Here is a 22,443-nt window from a genome sequence, read left to right on the forward strand (position 1 = left end):
TCGAAGTGCTAAGATGTTAAGCTACAACCACGTCATTTTCTGGCGAGGTGATCATCAGCTGTTGGTAAACTAGCCCTGCCTGGGTGCGGTTATACACTTCAAGTTTAAGCAGTATTGCTGATACATGCTTTTTCACTGTGGTCTCTTTAATATCCAAGTCATAAGCTATCTGCTTATTGAGTTGTCCGTCTGCGATACGGGCAAGTACGGTATATTGCTGTGGGGTCAGTTGTGCAAGTTGGGCGGCTAGGCGTTGATGCTCGGCGGCTGCTTCTTGATCGTTATTGATATTGGTGTGCTCTGGCAGCCAGATCTCGCCATCGAGCACTTCATTGATCGCTTCGCCAATGACAGTGAGATTGGCTGATTTTGGAATAAAGGCGCTGGCACCAAAATCGACGGCCTTGCGCATAATCTCAGGCTGATCGTCCGATGACACCATGATAACAACCAAGTCTGGAAAATGATTTTGCAGCAAGGTTAGGCCGGTAAAGCCGTCGTTACCAGGCATATGTAGATCAAGAAAAACGATTTCAAGTGAGGGGGTCTGCTCAACTAGGGTTAACAGATCTTGAAAGTTCTCTGCCTCCAAAATGTCAGTCTTGTCGAAGCTTGCTACGACAGCCTGTTTGAGTGCTGCGCGAAATAGCGGATGGTCATCTGCAATAGCGACTTTAGCCTGTGACATAATCTACTCCTTTAGGATCTTCCATTTTGCTGACGATAAGTACATTAGCATATTCATTATTCAGAAACTCATGTTTGTAGACTCGTATCTCTGCACTCAGTTTTGTAGTCATGCCTGTAAAACTGAGTGCGAGTACAGCTAGTACTAACGCAATAACCGAACTGGTTGCCCAGTTCGGTTATTATCTTGCTTATATCAATTGTTGTTGACTCACATTAAAAGCTGTAGCCAACTGTGAGAGAAATGGTTTGCGGATCGCCATAGTAGCCGATTAAGGTGTTGTCTCCGCCAAGACCGGGTAGATAACCGCCGTCGTCGGTTGGGGTGACAAACGCATAGGTACCGACTAAGTACTCTTCATCTGTAACGTTCTTCCAGTGCAGGCCTGCGGTCCAACTACCTTCTTCGCTATACCAGTTAAGGCCAAAGTTAAGTAATCCATAACCTTCTTGAGTGAGCAGGCTATCTGTTACCGTTAAGTCATATTCACTGCGATAGTAGTAGTTACCATTAAAGACAAAATCACCAATCCCAGTACTGAAGTCATAATTAAAGCCAGCATTGGCTGTGGTTTCTGGCGTGTTTGCGACGGTATAACTGTCGCTGATATCGATTTGATTACCATTTTCATCATAAGAGATCACTTCATCAAATGATGAATCGATTAGGCCAAGAGTACCAAATAGATTGAGTGACTCAGTGGCAGCATACTGGATCTCTAGTTCAAGACCTTTGGCGGTAGTTGTACCGATATTGCCCAAACGTTGGTTTAGATCGGCAGCATCTTCGCCGGGTAAAACGGTGACGAATTGTCTGTCTTTATGATCTAGGTAAAAAGCGGTGGCATTAAAGCGTAAGTTGTCATTCCACTCGCTCTTAAAACCTATTTCAAACGAGTCGACGACCTCTGGGTCAACCGCTGGTTCAGGTCCTGTCGCTCTTGGGTTAAAGGTGCCTGATTTGAAACCCTGAGAGTAGCTGGCAAACACCATTAATGTATCGCTGTGTTGGTACTCGATTCCGGCTCTAGGGGTAAAGCGTGACCAGGTTTCGCTGTCGTCGAGAACTAATGGAACACTGGCATTGATAAGATCTTCATCGCGTTCAAAACCTGGATACCATCCGGTTTCTGGATAAATGCTGTCAAAGACCACTCCGTTATATACGGTGGCATCTTTGGTTTCTTCTGTGTAACGAGCGCCTAGGGTCAGCGACCATTGCTCGGTTAAATTGTAAGAGCCTTGGGCATAGGCTGCATAGCTTTCGCTGTTGTTACAACCACGCACTTCTCGGGTTAGACCACCGTAGGCCATAAAGGCTTCTTCTAAGATGGCGTCGAAGTGACCGCAGGAGTCGCCCTTAAAATAATACAGCCCTGAGACGATGTTTAAGTCTTCAGTATCATAGTTAACTTGAAACTCTTGTGAAAACTGTTCATCGTCATAAATCGCTGGTACATCGAAGATACGCAGGTCGGTATTGTCAAAATCTATATTTGTCGGTGAATAACTTTCACGTGAGGCGGTAACCGATTTAAAGGTCCATTCATCGTTAATGAAATACTCTAAGGTAAAGCTTAATCCTTCGGTTTCAACTTTATTCCAGGTAGGCATACTGGTGTAAGAATCATAAACGCTGTCCGGTACCGGCGCATCGGTCAGCAGGCTTGGCAGCAGACGATAACCACCTTTAGCATTGGACTCATCTTCAGTCTTGTCATAGTTAAGACGCATAAAGAGATCGTCTGTAGGGGTATACTCCAGCGTCAAGCGTCCAGCCATTACGTCTTTGTTATAGTTTTCTTTGTCTTGACCTGCGAGTGCTGATGTGATGAATTCACCATAACCGTCACGTCGAAGGCTTGCTAACGCAAAGCCAAAATAGAGTTTGTCATCGACTAAAGGATATTGACCGGCAATCTTAAAATCTTGCTGATTGTAACTGCCTAAGGTGGCGTTAAGATCGAGCTGCGCATCACCTGACATCTTCTTAGTCACATACTTGATTGCACCGCCTATGGTGTTTTTACCGTAAAGCGTACCTTGTGGCCCGCGAAGTACTTCAACACGCTCTACATCGAGAATATCTAATACCGCACCTTGTGGGCGTGCCACGTATACGTCATCGATATAAATACCGACCCCCGGCTCATAACCCCAAAGTGGATCTTCTTGACCCACACCACGGATAAAGGCGGTAAGGGTTGAGTTAGTACCGCGACTGCGTTGCAGCGTGGTATTAGGCGAGAACTGCTGCACTTCAATCATTTCGGTAATGCCGTTTTCAGCCAGTTGCTCGGCGCTGACCGAGGTCACGGCAATTGGAACATTTTGTAGGCTTTCAACGGTTTTACGCGCGGTAACTTCAATGCGCTCTAGGATCGGTTCCTGCTCAATGCTAGCTTTTTCATCGGCAGCCAGTACAACTTGGCTTGTGAGTGCGGTTGAAATGGCTAAGGCGAGGCAGCTTAGCTTGATAGTGTTCTGTTCCATAGAGGTTCCCTGTTGAGTACTGAGTTGCTAGCGCTTGGCTGTTAACTCATTGTTATTGTTTTTCTTGGCATTGACTCTATAGCAATGAAGTAATAATTAAATCGGCACTATAGTAGTATACGGTTGTTAAGCTTCTGGTTTAAATAGTTATTAATCGTTGTTTCGTGTTTTGGAATTCGAAGCGCTGGCTGCTTTTTAGCGGATAATGCATTTAGCCTGCGGACGTTATTGAGTTAAATATTCCAAAATTTAACAATTTCAATGGCGCTGCTAACGGGGGAGGTAAGCAAGAATGGTGCGCTTGTACCGCCATGACTAACCGCTGGATTGACGGCTATACCGTGTTCTAAACCTGTTATTGTTATTAGCTCTACGGCAACCTCGTTGTTACTGTCTCGCCATTGTGTTGTCTGTACGCCTTTTGCTTGAGAGCTAGTTGGTTGATCTTGTAGCTGTTTAAGCCCAGCCCATTGATAGGCTAACCTCTCGGCATTAATGGGGTTCACGACTGAATCACTATCGCCAGTCCACACTGTCAGCCTTGGCCAACTTTGCTGTGTGGGTTGTACTTTTCTAACTTGTGATACCAGCTCAGATGCAGGTTGTAATGGACCTTTGCGCATGCAGGATATGGCGGTTGTGAGATTATTCGCGCAGGGGAAAGGCAGTCCGGCAACAATAGCGCCGGCGTCCACCAGCTCGGGGTAATTGACTAAAATAGCGCTGCTCATGGCGCCGCCTGCCGAAAGGCCTAAAAGGTAAACTTGGCTGGCATCAAGCTCTTTTTTAGCGGCTAAGATCATGTTTTTAATTGATAGCATCTCTCCAGAGTCAAGGTTTGTATCCTGAGGAGAGAACCAGTTAAAACACTTTTTTATATTGTTATCATAGCTTTGCTGAGGAATAAGCAGTGAGAACTGATGCGACTTGGCCAGTGATGCCAATCCACTTTGTTCAGCCAAGGTTTCGCCATTTTGTTCACAACCATGAAGTAACACGACTAGATTTTCGTTTGCCTCTTTAGGCTCCAAGTAGCTTGCCGTTAGTGAACCTGGGTTTGCACCAAAATCTGTAAGCGGAATAAAAGCGGCAGAGGCAGTGGCAGGTAGTAGCGAAAGACTTAAAATCAAGCCTTTCACTGCACTGCTACTACATTTTATTTGATTGCTGATTGCGCCCATTGTTGACCTTCCATGTTAGGGAAAAGTTAATGCTTAGGCTCAACTTGCTGAATTTTTAGATTTACGACAATGGCACTTTAGATCTATAGGGAAAGAAATAACGTTTGTTTTAGTTATTACATGGAAGACTTTTTAATATCTAATATCAATAAGGTAGTGCTTGTTGATGACGCTAGGAACCGAACTATTATGATTAACAGTTCGGTAGAGTCAGGCCCTAGACATTGGCACAACTGCCTGTCTGTATTTAATAGCGAGGGATCAATTTGAGTTAACCTTGTTATTTGTTACTAAACACCAGCGAATCCAAGACGCCCATACCGCTGTGGACGCCGCCTTCAGTACTGCGGGCTGATTTACTTCTAATTAAATATCCGGCGTAAGCCTGTTTCTGGCTATTTTCGTCCTCAATTGCTGCTTCACCGTCAATATGAACGGTAAACATGCCGATTTCACTGATAAGATCGTCAACTTGTTGAAGCTCACCCTTGCGCACAGTCAACGCGGTTGTTGCTCTTGCTGTTGGGTGCAATCTGCGCATTAGCGCCCAAGCTTGATATTCGCTTGGTTTAAGCTCGGCAAGTTTTGGCAAAATGTCGTCGCCAAATATGCAGTGTCCGCCGCCTTCGCCTTGGTTTTTAAGGACCCAGTCATTATTACTGCTGTTAGCTACGATAGCGGCGCTGTCTTTAGTAACAGCGATCATTTCACCGAGTAATTCTTTAACGGCGATTGCCTCATCTAGCGTTAAGCCAAAACGGGTGAGGGCTGCAGGCTCCATTGAAGACAATAACATCTGTACCCGTTTACTGGTTGCCAACTGTTGGCTTACTGAAGCGTTAACAGCAACCCGGTGTTTTTCAATAAAGATCCGGGTTTGCATTAACGCATCACAACAAACACGGCTAATGATGTCATTGGCGTGGTAGTCGCAATACTGGTAGCCTGCGCGCAAATAGACGGTATCGATTGCGCCGACGCCGTCAAGTAACAATCTATGGTTATCGCCAGTTTTAAGTTTGCCGTACAACTCTCTAAAGGTGCGTCTAATGGTTCGAATGCCTTTGGCTTGTAGCGCATGCTCTAACAGGTGTTGATCGTAAACATTATCTTCACCTGCTTGCACAACCATCAAGAAAGTTGGCGCGTTAGTTGTGCTATCAATTGGGGCTAGAACACTTGCGTCCGGTTTGACAGCTGCAAACTCGGCGTTAATCTTAAATGTCGCCTTGGCAACACCTTGGGCCAAGTTTTCTAGCGCTCTATTGGCAACTAATTTTCCCGTTGCTGGTGTTGACCATTCACTGAAGGCTTCAAGCGCTTGCAACTGCAAGAACTTATGTAGCTCATGTATTCGTTGGCCAAATGGCCCCATACCTGCGGCGATACCGTTAAATTCAATCAGTTTTGGTCCCAAAGCGGCATCATCCATAAAGTCGCTGCGCATAATTAATAGCGGCAAACGTTTAGCGCTTTGCGCCGCTTGTTGAGTAAGTTGCTGAATAGGTTGCTGATTAGTTTGGTGAATCGCCTGGTACATCTCTAATAATGCATGAAAGAAAGGATCGCCTTTGGTGATCGGTTCGATCGCTTGGGTAAGGAACTCACAGTCTTCAGATGCAAAGTGCACTAGCTTGCCGAGTAAACCTACCGATGCGGTTAGCTTTTGATAGCGCGCAGTCGTGATAGGGGTAGGTGTTAAGCTAAAAGCTGTGTGTACAGCAGAATAGTCCGTGGTTTTTAACGCCATACCATGGGTTAACGCCCACTCAATCGCATCTTGTGAGGCTTGCTTGCTTGTGTCGTTAATCATAGTGTCACCCTTGTTTACTGCCTGAATCAACGTTCTGCATTAATTTATTTCCGTTATTGTCGAAATGTAGGTGTACTACCCGCTTATGTCAATTTTTATTTCGAATAAAGTCGAATTAAATAGGTTAAAAGTGATGAGGAATAATAATCAGGCATTAGTAGTGCTAAGTGGACGTATAGCAGAGCAGTGTCTATATAAGTGATAGCGAGTTTAGTTTTGCTGTATGAGCTTATTGATAATGAACCGGAGATATTCAGATGAAAAATACCTCATTTGCGTTAACAGCTATATCCGCCTGTATATTGAGTTTTGCACTGCCCGCAAAGCTTGTTTTTGCTGATCACCATCAAGACTGTAGCACTATGGTTGGTTGTGATAAAAAGCGTTGTGAGATCTCAAAGCAAATCGTGATGGCTAAAGCTCATGGTAATACACATAAAGTGGCGGGTTTAGAAACGGCACTGAAAAGTGTCGAAGCTAATTGCACTAACGATGGCCAAAAACAAGATCTAGAGGCCGAGATAGTAGATGTAAAACAACAGATAGATAAGTATGAGGCTTCGTTAAAAGAAGCTGAGGAAGAGAGTAATTTAGATAAAACCTATAAATACAAGCAAAAACTGCTGAGCGAAAATACTAAGCTGGCGGAGCTTGAGCAAGAGTTAGCAAGCTTGCAGGGGACTAAATAGTTGTCGCCACATCTGCAATAAGTTAACGGCCAATAGCCCCTTATAGGTGGGGCTTGGCTTTACTTTTAATTTTGTTTTTACTTTTACGTTGACTTTTGCTTTGACTTAGCTGAGCCGCACTAACATAGCGGCTCACTTACTTTAGGTGTGTTTTAGCTGTTATCTTGCTGCTCAATAAAATCTTTAAACTCGATTTCATACAGGCGGGCTAATACTAAGGTCACGGCAAAGATAATCGGGCCGTAAATTAAGCCGATTAAGCCAAACAGTTGTAGGCCACCTAATAATGAGAAAAACAGTAGTAGGGTACTCATGCCTGTACTGCCTTGCATTAGCCAAGGTCTTAGAAAGTTATCAATCGAGCCAATAACCAACACTCCCCATGCGATTAAAAACAGCGCCCATTGCCAGTCACCGGTAATAAATAGGTAAATAGATGCGGGTAGCCAGATCATGGCGGTGCCTACAAAGGGGATAAATGAGGCAAAGGCCATCATGCTGCCCCAAAAGAGTCCTGAAAACCCTGCCATTGCCATGGCGATACCACCTAGTGCACCTTGGGCCAGTGCCGTTAAAAACGCACCAAAAACAGCGGACTTAGCTACAACTTTGACCTCGTTAAAAATCATCTCTTCTTGAGAGCGCGACAATGGAATGATGTGGCGGATACTACTTACAATAGTTTGTTGATCTCTAAGGAAGAAAAACAGCACAAATAGCATTAGAGAAAAGCTTAAAACCGTATTGGCCACATCGCCCAGTAGTCCGGTACTGGCAGACAAAAAGCTGCTGCTGAGTTGGGTGACTTTTACTGCTGCTTGCTGCACGAGTTCATCTACTTTTAAGCTTTCAAAAGGAAGCCATTTATTGAGTAGGCTAATGCCACTTTGAATATAAGGGTGAGATAAAAATGCCTTGGCGCCGCCATTAGTTAACCAATCATAGGCGTTACCCATAAAATTGATGCCTTCATTCATTATCGCAATAGTGACAAATAGCAAAGGCAGCAACACCACCACAGTGACTAAGGTACATGACACCACAGATGCCAGATTGGGTTTTGCTGGCATATAGCTTTCAATTTTTGCATGTAGTGGCAGAACTAACAGCGCAACAATCGCCGCCAAAATAATAGAGCCTAAATAAGGTGAAACGAGCAGGTAGCATGCGTAAAACGCAATGGCCAAAGCAAGAAGTAGAATGGCGTGGTGGGGTTTTAGCTTAAAGCTGTCCATCAAATAGCGCTCCAAAATACATTTTTTAATCAATCTTAAATGTTTGGCCTTACTACGGCGTTTAGTTAAAAAGTGCCCCTTATCGACACAATTTAAGATGATAAAGTACTGTTACTATAGCTAAAGCTAACAGTAACTTCTGTGACAAATCTATAGCTATTTTTTGTTTGCCAGTCTATTCATTTGTACCCCGCTAGCAAAACAGTCGATTTATCGCTGTTTGGTTTGGCCGCAATAGTATGAGTCGTAGTGCGATATTATGCTAACGGCCCTGCACTATAAGAGCCTAGCAAATGCAAATTTGTTGCTTGTAAACGTAATACAAACGGTTGCATCTACAAAAAAGGCTTAGCATTGCTGCTAAGCCTTATTGTGTTTGCCTGTATTGTCCTGAAATGTTTTAACTTGGTTCGCCAATGAGCTGAAGCCAAGTTAAAGCAGGGTGGACTTTAGCGAACTTTGTACGTTTGCGAGTGAATCACTAATGGTTTAGCAAATTACTCAGGGACTTTTACAAATGTGCTTTCACGAGCAAATTTAATCGCGCCGTCACAGATCTTGATTTGTTGCTCTTTGTTAGCGGCTTGGAAATTCTTCATGTATTGGTCTAGTGCTTGGCTAGTTTCTTTAGACATGATCATATCTTCGATACCCGCATTTTTATGAGACATCATAGATTGACCAACAATCACGCCTTCAATTTGCATGTCGTGCTCAGCATAAAAAGTGGTACAAATCATCAGACTTGCCATGCCAAGTGCTGTTTCTTGATCTAGGTTTTCAGCGCTTGCTTGACCAGCTACTGCACAACTTAAAAGACCCGCAATTAGTAGTTTTTTCATAATATGGTAAACCCTTTTCTCATCCATCTTTGGTCAGTGTTCTAAATGATCTTGCATGGCATTTCTATTATTTGTCTGCCGCCATGCTTTGTAAGATTAGGCTAGCATTTACATATTATTAGGTATGTGATGCTGCGCTTGATTAAAGGCGCTGCAGTTGATTTTGTGTTGTTTATCACGCTTGAAAAGCCGATTTTATATGTAAAAAAAGCTAAAAAGGCGATATTTGCATCTTTTGCCGAATTATTGGCCATTTTGTCTCAGTTTTACAAGGTGTTATTTTGGCATCGAAAAGCAAATTAGCGCTACTTGAGCCCGGCTTTAGTTGTTAATATGACGCGGTATTTTGTTGTATTGAGGTAGTTGATGGAGCTTAGGCGACATTCTGTGCAGTTTGGTTTTTTTCAGGGCGTGTTCTTTTGTAATAGCGCGCATTTGTGCGATCAAGGTTTATCGATAAACGGTAAGCTATATAGCTATCCTGACTTATCACAATCCGTTGAGGTTAGGCGTGGTTGGTTCACTTTATCATTGATGTGGGGCAAGCAGCGTTTTCGCTTTTTTCATTTTACTCACAGTAAACCTTTATTGCGCTTGGCGTTAAATAATCGTTTGGCATTTCATCGCGCGGAGCTTGAGCAAGCTTTTAATTTATTACTACAAGACGCGGCTGATTTTGACAAAGAGTTCAGTGCTCACCAGCGTTATTTACGTGATTCAGATAAACGCCGTTTACAGCAGAAATACAAAGGAGCTATTGAGAAACTTGAGCTTACAGAGCATTTCCGGACTCTAGGCTTTGATATCAATTTGCTAAATTGCCGTTTAGCAAAGTTTATTAAGCAGCCTGATCTGTTTACCGCTAAATATAATCAGTGGTGGCAAAATCAGCAGCTAAAAGTGCATCAAAGTCTATTTGATTCGATTGAAGCACACCCGTTAACTGAGCTACAAAGGCAAGCTTGTGTCATTGATGAAAACAATACGCTCGTTATAGCCGGAGCGGGGACGGGAAAAACCAGCACTATGGCGGCAAAAGCTGCCTATTTAGTTAGTCAAGGTTTGGCTAAGCCAGATGAAATTCTAATGCTGGCTTATGGTAAAGATGCACGTCAGGAGTTAAGCCAACGTGTGCTATCTAGCCCTGAGTTAACAGCGGTAAAGGTCAGTACTTTTCATGCCCTCGGTAAAGAGATCATTCAAAGCTATTTAAAAAGCTCGACTCAAGTGTCGGTATTGGCTAGTGACGAAAAGCAGTTTACCCAATTTATTGATAGTCAAATTGACTGCATTGTTGCCGATCCTGATATGGCCGATCCGGTTGCTGAGTATTTTGGCCGCTATTTGTACCCGCAACGAAATGAACTCGATTTCCGCTCTGAAGGGCACTATCGCAGCTACTTGAAAAACAACGAGATAAGAGCACTATCTGGCGATTTAGTGAAAAGCTTTCAGGAGCTGGTGATCTGTAATTACCTTTATACTCACGGAATTAAATTTGACTACGAGCCTAAATATCCGGGCGATGTCAGCGAGCCCGGTAAAAGCGTGTATCAACCAGACTTTTATATTCCGGTTCTAGATGCTTATCTTGAGCATTTTGGTATTGATAAGCAGGGTAATACCCGCGCCGATATTGATAAAGACGCATACAATCAAAGCCGTGATTGGAAAATAGCCTTACATCAACAGCACGGCAGCTATTTGATGCAAACATTCAGTTGGCAAGCAGATGCGGGCAAACTTGAAAGTAGTTTAGAGGAGCAGCTTTGTGCTCGCGCTGAGGAGTTAGGCCTTGAGCAAAATCAGTTGTTTAAACCTATTTCACCCAAGGAAGTGTTTAGCCAAGTTAAAGCTTTAGGCGTGTACCGCAACGTAAGCCGTTTGATGGCAAGTTTTGTCAGCTTGTTTAAAGCATCCGGTATGAGCTTAGCCCAGCTTAAAAAAGTAAAGCTGGCGAAGTTAGCAGAATCGTCTTTAAAACCTGCTATTGATAGCTCAACTCAAGCAGAGCAAACTGCAGAAATGAGTCACAAACTCGATTCAAATACTCGTTTGCAAGCCAAGCTAACCGCTACTGCTAAACGTAAAAACAAGCAGCTAGCCAACTATAACCAACAGCGTTGGAGCGCGTTTTTACATCTATTTAGTTGGGTGATTAAGCAATATCAAGCCTATCTTAATGAGCATAACTGCCTCGACTTTTCCGATATGATCGCTAAGGCCAATAACTTAGTGACTGCAAAGGATTTTCATCAACAAACTTCAGATAGCTTTCGTTTTAAATACATCATGGTTGATGAGTTTCAGGACATATCCGCTGAGCGCGCTGAGTTAGTTAAAGCCTTAAGAGATGCTAATCCTAATTGTGCGCTTTTTTGTGTGGGTGATGACTGGCAAGCAATTTATCGCTTTGCGGGCAGTGATTTGAGTTTAACTACGGCATTTGAACAAACCTTTGGTGCAGCGCAAACGGTAACGTTAGACAAAACCTTTAGATTTAATAATCAAATTGAAAAGGTCGCTTCACGGTTCATTCAAGTAAACCCTGCTCAGTTAAGCAAACAACTAACTACTCACAGCAAGAGCGATAACCCAGAAGTTTACTTGCTAATCAATACTAAAGAGGCGGCGCTGCAGCAGGCGTTTGCCAGTATTATTGAACAGGTTGGTGCTCTGCCCACCAGTGTGATGCTAATAAGTCGATTTAAAAACAGTTTAAAGGATTTAAGTGTTTGGCAGCAGCGTTTTCCACAATTAAGCATTTCTGCAATGACGGCTCATGCCTCTAAAGGTAAGCAAGCCGATTTTGTGATTGTGCTTGATGTGAATGACGACAAGTATGGTTTCCCGAGTAAAATCGATAACGATCCTATTTTAGATGTGATGTTACCAACGCTTGATAGCTTTAAAGATAGCGAAGAGCGGCGCTTATTTTATGTTGCCTTGTCGCGCGCTAAACAACGAGTATTTGTGCAAGCTGAACTTGGTAAAGAGTCGAGTTTTATAAAAGAACTGCGATCTTTCACTGATGACATCAACATTATAAACAGTGAACTAGCAAGCTTATATCAGCATCAAGCTAGTTGCCCTGCCTGCCAAGAAGGTAAGCTTATTCCACGACAAGGGCGCTTTGGGCTGTTTTACACTTGCTCACTTGGTAAGGATTATTGTGATACCAAAGTTGATAGATGTAAGACATGTAACAGCGCGCCAATGTTGCACAATCAAACTGAGTACTTTTGTGTAGCGGAGCACTGTAGTAATAAGCTTAAACGTTGCCCTGAATGTATTAACGGTAAGCTTTTATTGCGTAAAAACGCCAAAACAGGTCAGTCGTTCTTAGCTTGTGATCAGTTTAGAAGGGGGGATACGACTCGATGCCAATACACTCGTATTATTGCTGGTACAGAGATGTAAAGACTACCTTTAGCGTGCGTTTAATTTTTTTCAGTGTAGATTGTTATTTAAACCACTGTTTAATAGGGGTCAAAGTTTTTATAGTTTATTTTTCTGACCTTTTTTTATTATTCCGGTGAGTTTTATTCATGCCATAAGCGAGTGAGTTTATTTAGGTTAACAGCACTCATTAAGCCAAGGAGGCTTAATTTGTAGGCCATTTGTAAATTAGCTTGGTTAATAAATAACAAAGCGGCTAATAATTAAACTAAGATAGATACTTATATTAACTGCCAATAGGTGACGTTAATTCCTGTACTAGATTTACTCGGTTCAATTAAAGGCGCTTTCTATGTCCCATTCACAGCAATTGAAATCAAAATTCATTCTTCATTCCAATTATCCACCATCTGGTGACCAGCCAGAAGCTATTGCTCGCTTGATAGATGGGATTGAGCAAGGAGCAACTCATCAAACCTTAAAAGGCGTCACTGGCTCAGGCAAAACATTTACTGTTGCCAACATTATTCATCGGCTTAAACGGCCAACAATTATCTTAGCTCACAACAAAACGCTGGCGGCGCAGCTGTATAGTGAGATGAAGCACTTCTTTCCTGAAAATGCGGTGGAGTTTTTTGTCTCTTATTATGATTACTACCAGCCTGAGGTTTATCTTCCGGGTAGTGACCGATTTATTCGTAAAGATTCTGCTATTAACGAGCAGCTTGAACGTTTACGTTTGTCGACCACTAAAGCGCTAATTGAACGCCGAGATGTGATTGTGGTTGCATCGGTCTCTTCTGTATATGGCTTAGGTGATCCGGAGGCTTATCGGTCGTTACAAGTTCATTTGCAGTTAGGTCAAGAGGTTGATATTGACCTTTTAATCGCACAACTTGAGCGGCTGCAGTACAGCCGTTGTAGTCGCACCATCAAGCGAGCCACTTTTTTAGTGCGTGACCAAGCGATAGATATCTTTCCGGCAGATTCAGAACATCGATCGCTCACTGTCGAGTTTTCTGGTAGCCATATCGCTAAGCTTTATTGGGTTGATGCAATAAGCGGTGACAAGCTAGATGATATTGAACAATATTTGGTGTCACCAAAGACGTTGTATTCAGTATCGATAGAGCAGGTTGAATTAGCATGTAAGCAAATCATGACTGACATGGAGCGCCAGGTTGAACAACTCAATAGCGAGAATAGATTCACCGAGGCGGCACGTTTATATGAAAGAACCTTGGCTGATGTGGAGCAGTTAACCACTCAAGGTTATTGCTCCGGCATTGAAAACTACGGGTCGTATCTTAATCAACGTGACCCAAGTTTACCGCCAACGACTCTATTCGACTATCTGCCTAAAGACGGTTTATTGTTTATCGATGAATCCCATGTGATGATCCCACAGATCTCGGCTATGTATAAGAGCGATCAGAGCCGTAAGAGCACGCTTATTGATTTTGGTTTTCGCTTACCCTCTGCCAAAAACAATCGCCCGTTGAGCTTTGCTGAATTTGAAGGGATCAAGCCACAAACGATATTTGTATCTGCAACCCCTGGTCACTATGAGCTAGAAAAATCACAGTCGCGGGTGTTTAAGCAAATTATTCGCCCAACCGGCTTACTGGATCCTGAAATTGAAATTAGGCCGTCAGCTAACAGTATTGAAGATCTATTTAATGAGATTAAGCTAAGAAATCAGCGTAACGAAAGAACCTTGGTTACGACATTAACTAAGAAAAGCGCTGAGAACTTAAATAACCATTTGGCAGCAAAAGGAATTAAAGTTAGCTATTTGCATTCTGATGTGAAAACTAACGATCGAATTGAAACTGTAAACGCGCTTCGCGCTGGTACTTATGATGTATTGATTGGTATTAACTTATTAAGAGAGGGATTAGATATTCCCGAAGCATCACTTGTAGCTGTACTCGATGCCGATCACGCAGGTTTTTTACGATCGGAGCAAGCCTTGATTCAAATTATCGGCAGGGCTGCTCGTAATCAACATGGTAAGGCTATTTTGTACGCAGATAAGATGACACCTGCGATGAAAAGAGCCATAGATGATTCAGAAAGTCGGCGCGCAGATCAAATTGAGTACAACCGCTTAAATTCAATTGTACCTAGCTCATCGGGGCGTAAGCTTGATAAGTCACAAAATGATGGTCAACCTAGTGTTGATGTCAGTGAGAGAGGGCAAGACAGAGTTGGTTTTTGCGAAAGTCTGGCTGAGCTTTGCCAATTAATTACTGCCAAAGAGAAAGAGTTAATAAGCCTAGTAGATTCATCAAACCTTGAGGATGCCAAACGAGTACGAGAACAGTTAGTGCTGCTCTATCGCCAGTTTATTTATATGTAGTGTACTGCCCGAAGCTAACGATACTTATTCTAAAATAATAACTTTTATAGAATTATTAGTGGTCTAAACCTTGATAAATGCTATAAAAACAAAATGATTCACATATATTAAGACATTGAGGTAAGTTTGGATAAAACACCTCAGTGTCTTTTTTATTGTTGGATGGTACGGATCTATAGGGAGATTACTAACCTTGAACTATCAAGTCACAATTGTATTGTTAACAAGCACACTGGCCGCGGCAGGTATACAGGCTGAAGAGGGAGGTCACTTAAGTAAGGAAGTTACAGGTGTTGCAGGCTTAGTTCCAGAACAAGATCTCTATAGTTTGAAAGTGTTTGACAATAATTTCATATTACCTGTTTACCAAACTCAATCTGCTAATCAAGCTTACTACGCGCCGCAAAACCCTAACAAGGGGGAGATCAGCGAAACCAATATACAATTTCAGTTCAGTTTAAAATATGGTATTGCCAAAAACTTATTCACTGATAATGACGGTTTTTATCTTGCTTATAGTCAAATATCAAATTGGCAAGCTTATGATGATTCAGCATATTTTCGTGACTCACAATATCAGCCACAGGTATTTTGGTTTTGGCAACATGCTGACGAGAGCGCTATTTGGCAGAGTACCAGTATTGGTTTTGAGCACCAGTCTAACGGTAAAGGGGGGATTTATGAGCGTAGTTGGAATCGCGCTTATGCCGAATTTTCTCTAGCACTTGATGATATAGAACTTAGCATTAAACCCTGGATAAGCTCTGGTACAGATTACAACCCTGATATCGATGATTATATGGGTTACGGTGCGATTAAAGGCGATTGGTATATTGGCGAGCATCAGATTAGCCTAACCGTACGCAACTTGTTAGAAAGTGGTTTTTCTAATGGTTATGAGGAACTTAGTTGGCGTTTTCCGATTTACAAAGGATTAAAAGGTTACATGAAATTGCAAAGTGGCTATGGGTTAACGATTTCAGATTACAATCATTTTGATAACGCTGTAGGGCTTGGTATCGCGTTTTAAGCATATATAACCCTATTCAAAATATTTATTTAGGCAGTAAGAATGAACGAGTTTTCGAGTTGGCTTGATTCTAAAAAACTTAAACAGCAAGTCACTAACCCCAATATTGAAGTAGGAGAATATTCTTACTATTCGGGTTTTTATCATGGTAAGTCGTTTGAAGATCAAGCGGTACGTTACCTTTTAGGTGACGGTTCAACGATTGATGTATGGGAAGCGGGCGTTTTTGGCGAAGTCGATAAGCTGATTATTGGTAAATTCTGCTCAATCGCCTCGGGGGCTTGCTTTATGCTTGCAGGCAATCAAGGTCACCGCATGGACTGGATCTCGACTTACCCGTTTGCGCCAGAAGAGTTTGGCGAAGGTGTAAAAAGCGGCTTTGAGCGTGCAGGCGATACCGTGATTGGCAATGATGTGTGGATTGGCAGTGAGGCGATGATCATGCCCGGCGTGACCATTGGCGATGGTGCTGTAATTGGTTCAAGAGCAGTGATCACCAAAGATGTTGCGCCTTACTGTGTGGTGGTGGGCAGCAATAAGTTGGTTAAGCAGCGTTTTGATGATGCAGCTATTGCCAAGTTACTCGAAATGAAATGGTGGGATTGGCCGCTAGACAAGCTAAAAGGGGCGATGGCATTAATGTGTAGCGCTGATATTGACGGCTTATATCAGTACTACCTAGATAATCAGTGATAATTGTTTGCTTTAACCAAGCTATACAAAAATGGCGCTAATCTCAAAGATTAGCGCCATTTTACTATTAGAAAGGCTTAGATAAATACTTAAGCGCCTTTCTTGGCTTCGTTCTCTGCTTGGCTTGCCATGTACTCGTTGAAAGTACCTTGGAAGTTTATAAGCTTGTTGTCTTTTACATCGATAATGCGCGTTGCTAAAGATGAAACAAATTCACGGTCATGGCTCACAAACACTAGCGTGCCTTGGTACACTTTAAGCGCATTGTTTAGTGCTTCAATGGCTTCCATGTCCATGTGGTTAGTCGGCTCATCCATTACCAGAACGTTGATGTCCATCATCATTAACTTACCGAATAACAGGCGGTTTTTCTCACCACCAGAGCAGTTACGTGCCTTTTTGTTGATGTCGTCTTCAGTAAATAATAAACGGCCCAACATGCCACGAACCATTAAGTCATTGTGCTTTGGTAGGCGCCACTGTGACATCCAGTCAAATAGGTTTAAGTCGTTATCAAAATCTTTGCTACTGTCCTGTGGGCAATAGCCGATAGAGGCATTTTCTGACCATTTGATCTCGCCAACCTTGTTTGATAATTCACCGACTAAACAGCGTAGGAACGTAGATTTACCTACGCCGTTTTCACCAATAACGGCAAGTTTTGCGCCCGCTTCAAGGATTAAATCGCCGCCTTCAAACAGTAACTCACCATCAAAACCGTGACCTACATTTTCCATGACTAAGGCTTGGCGGTGCATTTTCTTGCCGTCATCAAAACGAAGAGATGGCGTCATACGGCTTGATGCTTTTACTTCATCTAAACTGATTTTCTCTAGCTTTTTAGCACGCGAACTTGCTTGTTTAGCTTTAGATGCGTTAGCACCGAAGCGGTTAACAAAGTCTTGTAGTTCAGTCATTTCAGCGCTTTTCTTAGCGTTACCGGCTAATAGCTGCTCTTGAATAAGTGCAGACGCTTCCATAAAGTACTCGTAGTTACCTGGGTAAATACGAAGCTCACCATAGTCGATATCCGCCATATGGGTACATACAGTGTTTAAGAAGTGTCTGTCGTGCGAAATGATGATCATGGTGCACTTGCGCTTATTAAGCTCTTCAGCCAACCAGTTAATGGTGTGAATGTCCAAGTTGTTGGTTGGTTCGTCAAGTAGCAGGATATCTGGGTTCGAGAATAATGCTTGTGCTAAAAGTACACGCAGCTTCTTACCTGGTGCCACTTGGCTCATTAAGCCAAAATGCAACTCTTCTTCAATACCGGCTTCAAGCAGGATTTCACCGGCGCGACTTTCAGCGCTGTAACCGTCCATTTCTGCGAACTCACTTTCAAGTTCACCGACGTACATGCCGTCTTCTTCACTCATTTCTGGTAGTGAATAGATGCGTTCACGCTCTTGTTTAACTTCCCATAGTCTCGTATCACCTTGAATTACCGCATCAATGACGCTGAATTCTTCAAATGCGAACTGGTTCTGGCTCAAGGTACCGACTTTTTGACCTGGCGTAATAGAAACGTTGCCTGAAGTAGGGGCAAGCTCTCCACTTAAGATCTTCATAAAGGTGGATTTACCACAACCATTTGCGCCGATTAAGCCGTAGCGATTGCCGTTACCGAACTTAGCGGAAATGTTTTCGAATAATGGCTCTGGGCCAAACTGCATCGTGATATTTGCGGTAGAGATCAAAAGAGTATCCTGAGTGATTAGTAAAGAGTGAAAGCCAAGGCGCTAGCAGGCTGCTAAAGACAATCCTGTACGAGAGGCAAAACAGCGGCGGATTATACAGAGGTCAGTGCTTAGATGTCGAGCAATCATGCGATGAATCAAGGCTTATTTATTTGATTGGCCTTGTTTTGAGCCTTGGCTAAACTTATTGGGTAGCTTGATCAGCAAACTTTGAAACTCTGATAAAATGCATTGGTTAAAGTAGGTGTTAACTGCAAAATTTAAATGACTTTATATCACTTGCCAGTATCTAGAGAGTGAATAGTTGAGTGTTTTTGTAAAAATTCAAACAAGCCGGACGATTTTATGGGTGATATGTGCAATTTCTTGTTATTATTAGGCCATTGTTTTGCGCTGCTCGTTGAGCAGTCTAAGTATTCATTGATTGAATATTTTTTATAGATGCATGTGTCTGCACATGTTCTGCGATATTTGGACTCCCCATGATTGAACACCAACAGAATAATCCACTCCACGGCTTAAATTTAGAAACTTTGCTAACTGAACTGGTGAAGTTTTATGACTATAAAGTGCTTTATGCAGCGTTAAAATTGGAATGTTTTAACCTTAACCCCAATATGGCTGGTTGCATTAAGTTTTTAAAGAAAACCGAGTGGGCTAGAGAACGTGTTGAAGCATTTTATCTTTATCGCTTTAAACGCATGCCAAAAGGTACGGCTGCGCAAATGGAACTTAAGCCACGTGAGCGCGGTTATGCTGATGGTATCGTGCCACGTAAGCCAGAGAAACTAACGGTTGAGCTTGTAGAGGAGATGCGCGCTAAAGCTGAAGCTAATTACAAAGCGATGAAAAAGAGCGGTGCACGTCCACGTTTTGGCAAAGACAAACCAAGAGCGCAAGATGGTTATGCTCAAAACCGTCGTAATGGCCCAAAGCGTCCTGCTGCCTCACAAGATCCTACCAACCCTTGGGGTAAGTAGTTAGCATTTGATGCAAACGCTGTAATTAATTGATAGAAGGACCTGACAGGTCCTTTTTATTATCTGCTTTCTTTCAAGTTAATATATGCATCTAGTGCATAGTGTTGATTCTATTTATTCATTTGTTTCATGGCCGACTAATCAGTAGCATGCGCTTCCTTTTTAAGTAACCTTGTAAATCGATGCGCTCTCAATCCATATCTGCACAGCTGCTCCGCATGACTACCGCGTTAATGTTGACTTTGCTATTAGTTAATAACTATCCACCTTTGCTCAACGCATTCAGCGACAATGGCGCAGAAGTTGGCTGTCACCAAATTCCGAAAAACGATTTAGCAAACCAAGCCGATGATGACCATCAACATTCCGCTGGAGCGAAACATAGGGCTGTACAACTATGAGCATCTTTCGTTTTCCTCTTTTGGTTTGGCTAGGCATTGGGATTTTGATTATTAGCCTCGGGATCCGCCAATCTTTTGGGATCTTTATGATGCCAATTTCGATGAGCTTTGATGCTGGACGTGAGTTTTTCAGCCTTGCTATCGCCCTGCAAAATCTACTTTTTGGTGTTTTCCAGCCTTTTACCGGCATGGCTGCTGATAGGTTTGGTTCAAAAAAAGTCATTATGTTTGGTGCGTTGGCTTATGGATTGGGGTTGTTATTAACCTCTATTTCGAACACCTCTGAGATGTTTTACATCTCTATTAGTATGCTGATTGGATTAGGGCTTAGTGCGACTAGTTATGTTGTAGTGCTTGGCGCCGTCGCGAAAGTGGTACCTGCAGAGCATACGGCAAAAGCATTTGGATTGACGACTGCGGCTGGCTCGTTTGGCATGTTCGCAGTGATCCCTGGAGCACAAAGCTTATTAACCCATTTTGATTGGCAAACGGCGCTGCAAGTATTTGCACTATTGTGCTGCTTTATGTTTGCTTTTGCTTCGTTTATGAAAACAGCTAAAAGTAACGATAACAGTAAAGAGCAACTAAACGATCAGACATTAAAACAGGCACTAGCAGAGGCATGTACTAATCGTAACTATTGGTTAATTCATATGGGGTTCTTTGTATGTGGCTTTCATGTAATGTTTATTGCCACACACTTACCAAGTTACCTTGCTGATAAACATTTAGATGCATCGACTGCAGCATTAGCTTTAGCCTATGTCGGTATATTTAATATCTTTGGCTCATATTTTTGGGGGGTGATGGGCGACAGGTTTAGTAAGCGGTATGTAATGAGTGCGCTTTACTTGGTGAGAACTGCGGTTATTGCTGCTTTTGTTACATTGCCAGTGACTGATAATACGGCTGCTATATTTGGCGCCGCAATTGGATTTTGTTGGTTAGGAACAGTGCCTTTGACTTCTGGCTTAGTGAGGCAGATTTTTGGTGCTCGCTATCTATCTACATTATATGGCTTAGTGTTCTTTACCCATCAGGTAGGTAGTTTCCTTGGCGCTTGGGTTGGCGGTCGAATTTATGACTATTATGGTAGTTATGAGCCAATTTGGTGGTCAACTGTAGTATTAGCCTTTATCGCAGCTTTATTACACTTACCGATTGATGATAGGCCTGTCTCGGAAGTTAAGCTTTCTAAAAATAGTCATAATAGAGAAGCTAATAGGAATAGTGAGCTACCGTTAGTTGATAAACCTATGGGATCGCTCTAGTAACAAAATGCTGTACTTGAATATTTGAGCCACCGTAGGGTGGCTTTTTTATAGTCTGTGTAAAGAGAGGGAGCAGCATATTTACCTCGTGTTCACGGCTGCAATTAAATAACGCTGGTATAAATAGCTATCAATAGTAAATAGCGCGTGTGTTGATGGACTTTTGACTGTTGCTTATAAGTTTTACGAATTGTTTAAAAGGGATTCATTGGTGTTTAAGTGTATATGAACGGTGTTTTAGTATGCCGGCTGAAGCATAAATCCAGTTGGATAACCAAAAAGCACTGTAAAATCGGCTCTTGTAACTTTGACAATCGATATTCTTGGTTAAAATTTGCCTTAAAACATTCTTGTTTGTAATTGTTTTACTTAAAAAATGCGATAAAATGCCTAAACACCACGCAAGTTGGCCATCAAATCACCGCTTGGCAGCTATTTGTGTTTTTTTACTTGCAACATAGACGCTATCGCCATACTATAGCGCTCGTTCCAAGGCAACTGCCAAGCGAACAGCAAGAACATAGTCGCGGGATGGAGCAGTTTGGTAGCTCGTCGGGCTCATAACCCGAAGGTCGTTGGTTCAAATCCAGCTCCCGCAACCAGTTCGTGTGCGATACAACCGTAGCTCAGTTGGTTAGAGCACTACCTTGACATGGTAGGGGTCGGTGGTTCGAATCCACTCGGTTGTACCAATTCTTTTATAGAAGAATCTAAAAATCTATTACCCCTGTCGCGGGATGGAGCAGTTTGGTAGCTCGTCGGGCTCATAACCCGAAGGTCGTTGGTTCAAATCCAGCTCCCGCAACCAATACAACCGTAGCTCAGTTGGTTAGAGCACTACCTTGACATGGTAGGGGTCGGTGGTTCGAATCCACTCGGTTGTACCAATTCTTTTGTAGAAGAATCCAAAAATCTATTATTTAGCACTGGTTGGAGAAGCTAAACGCTACTCGAGCTTAGTTGTTATTCGGACGCGGGATGGAGCAGTTTGGTAGCTCGTCGGGCTCATAACCCGAAGGTCGTTGGTTCAAATCCAGCTCCCGCAACCAATTCTTTTATAGCAGAATCAAAACAGCTATTGGCGTTTATCGGACGCGGGATGGAGCAGTTTGGTAGCTCGTCGGGCTCATAACCCGAAGGTCGTTGGTTCAAATCCAGCTCCCGCAACCAATTCTTTTATAGCAGAATCAAAATAGTTATTAGCGTTTATCGGACGCGGGATGGAGCAGTTTGGTAGCTCGTCGGGCTCATAACCCGAAGGTCGTTGGTTCAAATCCAGCTCCCGCAACCAACTCTTTTATAGCAGAATCAAAATAGTTATTAGCGTTTATCGGACGCGGGATGGAGCAGTTTGGTAGCTCGTCGGGCTCAACTCTTTATAAAAGCTAGACGAAGGTCGTTGGTTCAAATCCGGCTCCCGCAACCAATTCTTTTATAGCAGAATCAAAACAGTTATTAGCGTTTATCGGACGCGGGATGGAGCAGTTTGGTAGCTCGTCGGGCTCATAACCCGAAGGTCGTTGGTTCAAATCCAGCTCCCGCAACCAATTCTTACTTAAAGAATAACGTGAAAGTAGGCCAGCGAAAGCTGGTTTTTTTGTGCCTAAAATCTGCTGAATTTTTTTTGTATACACAGACCGGAGATGGACCTGTTCGCTAGCTCGTTG

General features: G+C 42.8%; 16 protein-coding genes and 9 tRNA genes. 18 read left to right on the forward strand and 7 right to left on the reverse strand.

Going from position 1 to position 22,443, the window contains the following annotated elements:
• Positions 1–16: 16 nt before the first annotated feature.
• The 4 genes from L2740_RS01285 to L2740_RS01300 all read right to left on the reverse strand — a co-directional run bounded on the left by L2740_RS01285 (position 17) and on the right by L2740_RS01300 (position 6,174).
• Entirely contained in the window at positions 17–688 is a 672-nt protein-coding gene (locus L2740_RS01285; protein ID WP_248948151.1) for a response regulator transcription factor, read from the reverse strand.
• A 215-nt stretch (positions 689–903) separates the two neighbouring features.
• Positions 904–3,180, reverse strand: coding sequence for a TonB-dependent receptor (locus L2740_RS01290; RefSeq protein WP_248948152.1), 2,277 nt, complete (start codon positions 3,178–3,180; stop codon positions 904–906).
• 233 nt (positions 3,181–3,413) lie between these two features.
• Positions 3,414–4,361: an extracellular catalytic domain type 1 short-chain-length polyhydroxyalkanoate depolymerase gene (locus L2740_RS01295; RefSeq protein ID WP_248948154.1), complete on the reverse strand. Its 948-nt coding sequence runs from the start codon at positions 4,359–4,361 to the stop codon at positions 3,414–3,416.
• A gap of 280 nt (positions 4,362–4,641) precedes the next feature.
• A complete protein-coding gene (locus L2740_RS01300) occupies positions 4,642–6,174 on the reverse strand; it encodes a glutathione synthetase (RefSeq protein ID WP_248948155.1) in 1,533 nt (510 codons plus the stop codon).
• 257 nt (positions 6,175–6,431) lie between these two features.
• Here L2740_RS01300 and L2740_RS01305 point away from each other — a divergent pair, with 257 nt between their 5' ends.
• Positions 6,432–6,863: a DUF1090 domain-containing protein gene (locus L2740_RS01305; protein WP_248948156.1), complete on the forward strand. Its 432-nt coding sequence runs from the start codon at positions 6,432–6,434 to the stop codon at positions 6,861–6,863.
• 152 nt (positions 6,864–7,015) lie between these two features.
• On the opposite strand, the gene L2740_RS01310 is transcribed toward L2740_RS01305, so the two are convergent.
• Both L2740_RS01310 and L2740_RS01315 read right to left on the reverse strand, forming a co-directional pair.
• Positions 7,016–8,098, reverse strand: a complete 1,083-nt coding sequence (locus L2740_RS01310) for an AI-2E family transporter (protein ID WP_248948157.1) — start codon at positions 8,096–8,098, stop codon at positions 7,016–7,018.
• Between the two features lie 497 nt (positions 8,099–8,595).
• Entirely contained in the window at positions 8,596–8,940 is a 345-nt protein-coding gene (locus tag L2740_RS01315) for a hypothetical protein (RefSeq protein WP_248948159.1), read from the reverse strand.
• A 129-nt stretch (positions 8,941–9,069) separates the two neighbouring features.
• Between L2740_RS01315 and L2740_RS01320 the strand changes: the two genes are divergently transcribed.
• The 5 genes from L2740_RS01320 to L2740_RS01340 all read left to right on the forward strand — a co-directional run bounded on the left by L2740_RS01320 (position 9,070) and on the right by L2740_RS01340 (position 16,424).
• The gene (locus L2740_RS01320) at positions 9,070–9,243 is read left to right on the forward strand and encodes a hypothetical protein (protein ID WP_248948160.1); all 174 of its coding nucleotides are present in this window, start codon (positions 9,070–9,072) and stop codon (positions 9,241–9,243) included.
• An 84-nt stretch (positions 9,244–9,327) separates the two neighbouring features.
• A complete protein-coding gene (locus tag L2740_RS01325) occupies positions 9,328–12,360 on the forward strand; it encodes a UvrD-helicase domain-containing protein (protein WP_248948161.1) in 3,033 nt (1,010 codons plus the stop codon).
• 331 nt (positions 12,361–12,691) lie between these two features.
• A complete protein-coding gene (uvrB, locus tag L2740_RS01330; protein ID WP_275973914.1) occupies positions 12,692–14,701 on the forward strand; it encodes an excinuclease ABC subunit UvrB in 2,010 nt (669 codons plus the stop codon).
• Positions 14,702–14,894: 193 nt separating this feature from the next.
• Positions 14,895–15,731, forward strand: a complete 837-nt coding sequence (locus tag L2740_RS01335) for a phospholipase A (RefSeq protein ID WP_248948163.1) — start codon at positions 14,895–14,897, stop codon at positions 15,729–15,731.
• Between the two features lie 42 nt (positions 15,732–15,773).
• On the forward strand, positions 15,774–16,424 hold the full coding sequence (locus L2740_RS01340) for a CatB-related O-acetyltransferase (protein WP_248948164.1): 651 nt from the start codon (positions 15,774–15,776) through the stop codon (positions 16,422–16,424).
• 89 nt (positions 16,425–16,513) lie between these two features.
• On the opposite strand, the gene L2740_RS01345 is transcribed toward L2740_RS01340, so the two are convergent.
• Complete coding sequence (locus tag L2740_RS01345; RefSeq protein WP_248948165.1) at positions 16,514–18,124, reverse strand: ABC-F family ATPase; 1,611 nt, start codon at positions 18,122–18,124, stop codon at positions 16,514–16,516.
• Between the two features lie 482 nt (positions 18,125–18,606).
• Here L2740_RS01345 and L2740_RS01350 point away from each other — a divergent pair, with 482 nt between their 5' ends.
• From L2740_RS01350 to L2740_RS01405, 12 genes are all read left to right on the forward strand, one after another.
• Positions 18,607–19,104, forward strand: a complete 498-nt coding sequence (locus L2740_RS01350) for a VF530 family DNA-binding protein (protein WP_248948166.1) — start codon at positions 18,607–18,609, stop codon at positions 19,102–19,104.
• Positions 19,105–19,322: 218 nt separating this feature from the next.
• Positions 19,323–19,505, forward strand: a complete 183-nt coding sequence (locus L2740_RS01355; RefSeq protein ID WP_248948168.1) for a hypothetical protein — start codon at positions 19,323–19,325, stop codon at positions 19,503–19,505.
• Positions 19,502–20,776: an MFS transporter gene (locus L2740_RS01360; protein ID WP_248948169.1), complete on the forward strand. Its 1,275-nt coding sequence runs from the start codon at positions 19,502–19,504 to the stop codon at positions 20,774–20,776. The genes L2740_RS01355 and L2740_RS01360 overlap by 4 nt, the downstream gene beginning before the upstream one ends.
• Positions 20,777–21,301: 525 nt before the next feature.
• Positions 21,302–21,378 (forward strand) — tRNA-Met (locus L2740_RS01365).
• 13 nt (positions 21,379–21,391) lie between these two features.
• Positions 21,392–21,468, forward strand: a tRNA-Val gene (locus L2740_RS01370).
• Positions 21,469–21,507: 39 nt separating this feature from the next.
• Positions 21,508–21,584, forward strand: a tRNA-Met gene (locus tag L2740_RS01375).
• Between the two features lie 2 nt (positions 21,585–21,586).
• Positions 21,587–21,663: transfer RNA gene (locus L2740_RS01380), tRNA-Val, on the forward strand.
• A gap of 85 nt (positions 21,664–21,748) precedes the next feature.
• Positions 21,749–21,825, forward strand: a tRNA-Met gene (locus L2740_RS01385).
• 44 nt (positions 21,826–21,869) lie between these two features.
• Positions 21,870–21,946: transfer RNA gene (locus L2740_RS01390), tRNA-Met, on the forward strand.
• 44 nt (positions 21,947–21,990) lie between these two features.
• A tRNA-Met gene (locus L2740_RS01395) sits at positions 21,991–22,067 on the forward strand.
• A gap of 44 nt (positions 22,068–22,111) precedes the next feature.
• A tRNA-Tyr gene (locus L2740_RS01400) sits at positions 22,112–22,202 on the forward strand.
• A gap of 44 nt (positions 22,203–22,246) precedes the next feature.
• Positions 22,247–22,323, forward strand: a tRNA-Met gene (locus L2740_RS01405).
• Positions 22,324–22,443: the final 120 nt, after the last annotated feature.

The organism is Shewanella pneumatophori (assembly GCF_023283895.1).
Lineage (GTDB): Bacteria > Pseudomonadota > Gammaproteobacteria > Enterobacterales > Shewanellaceae > Shewanella > Shewanella pneumatophori.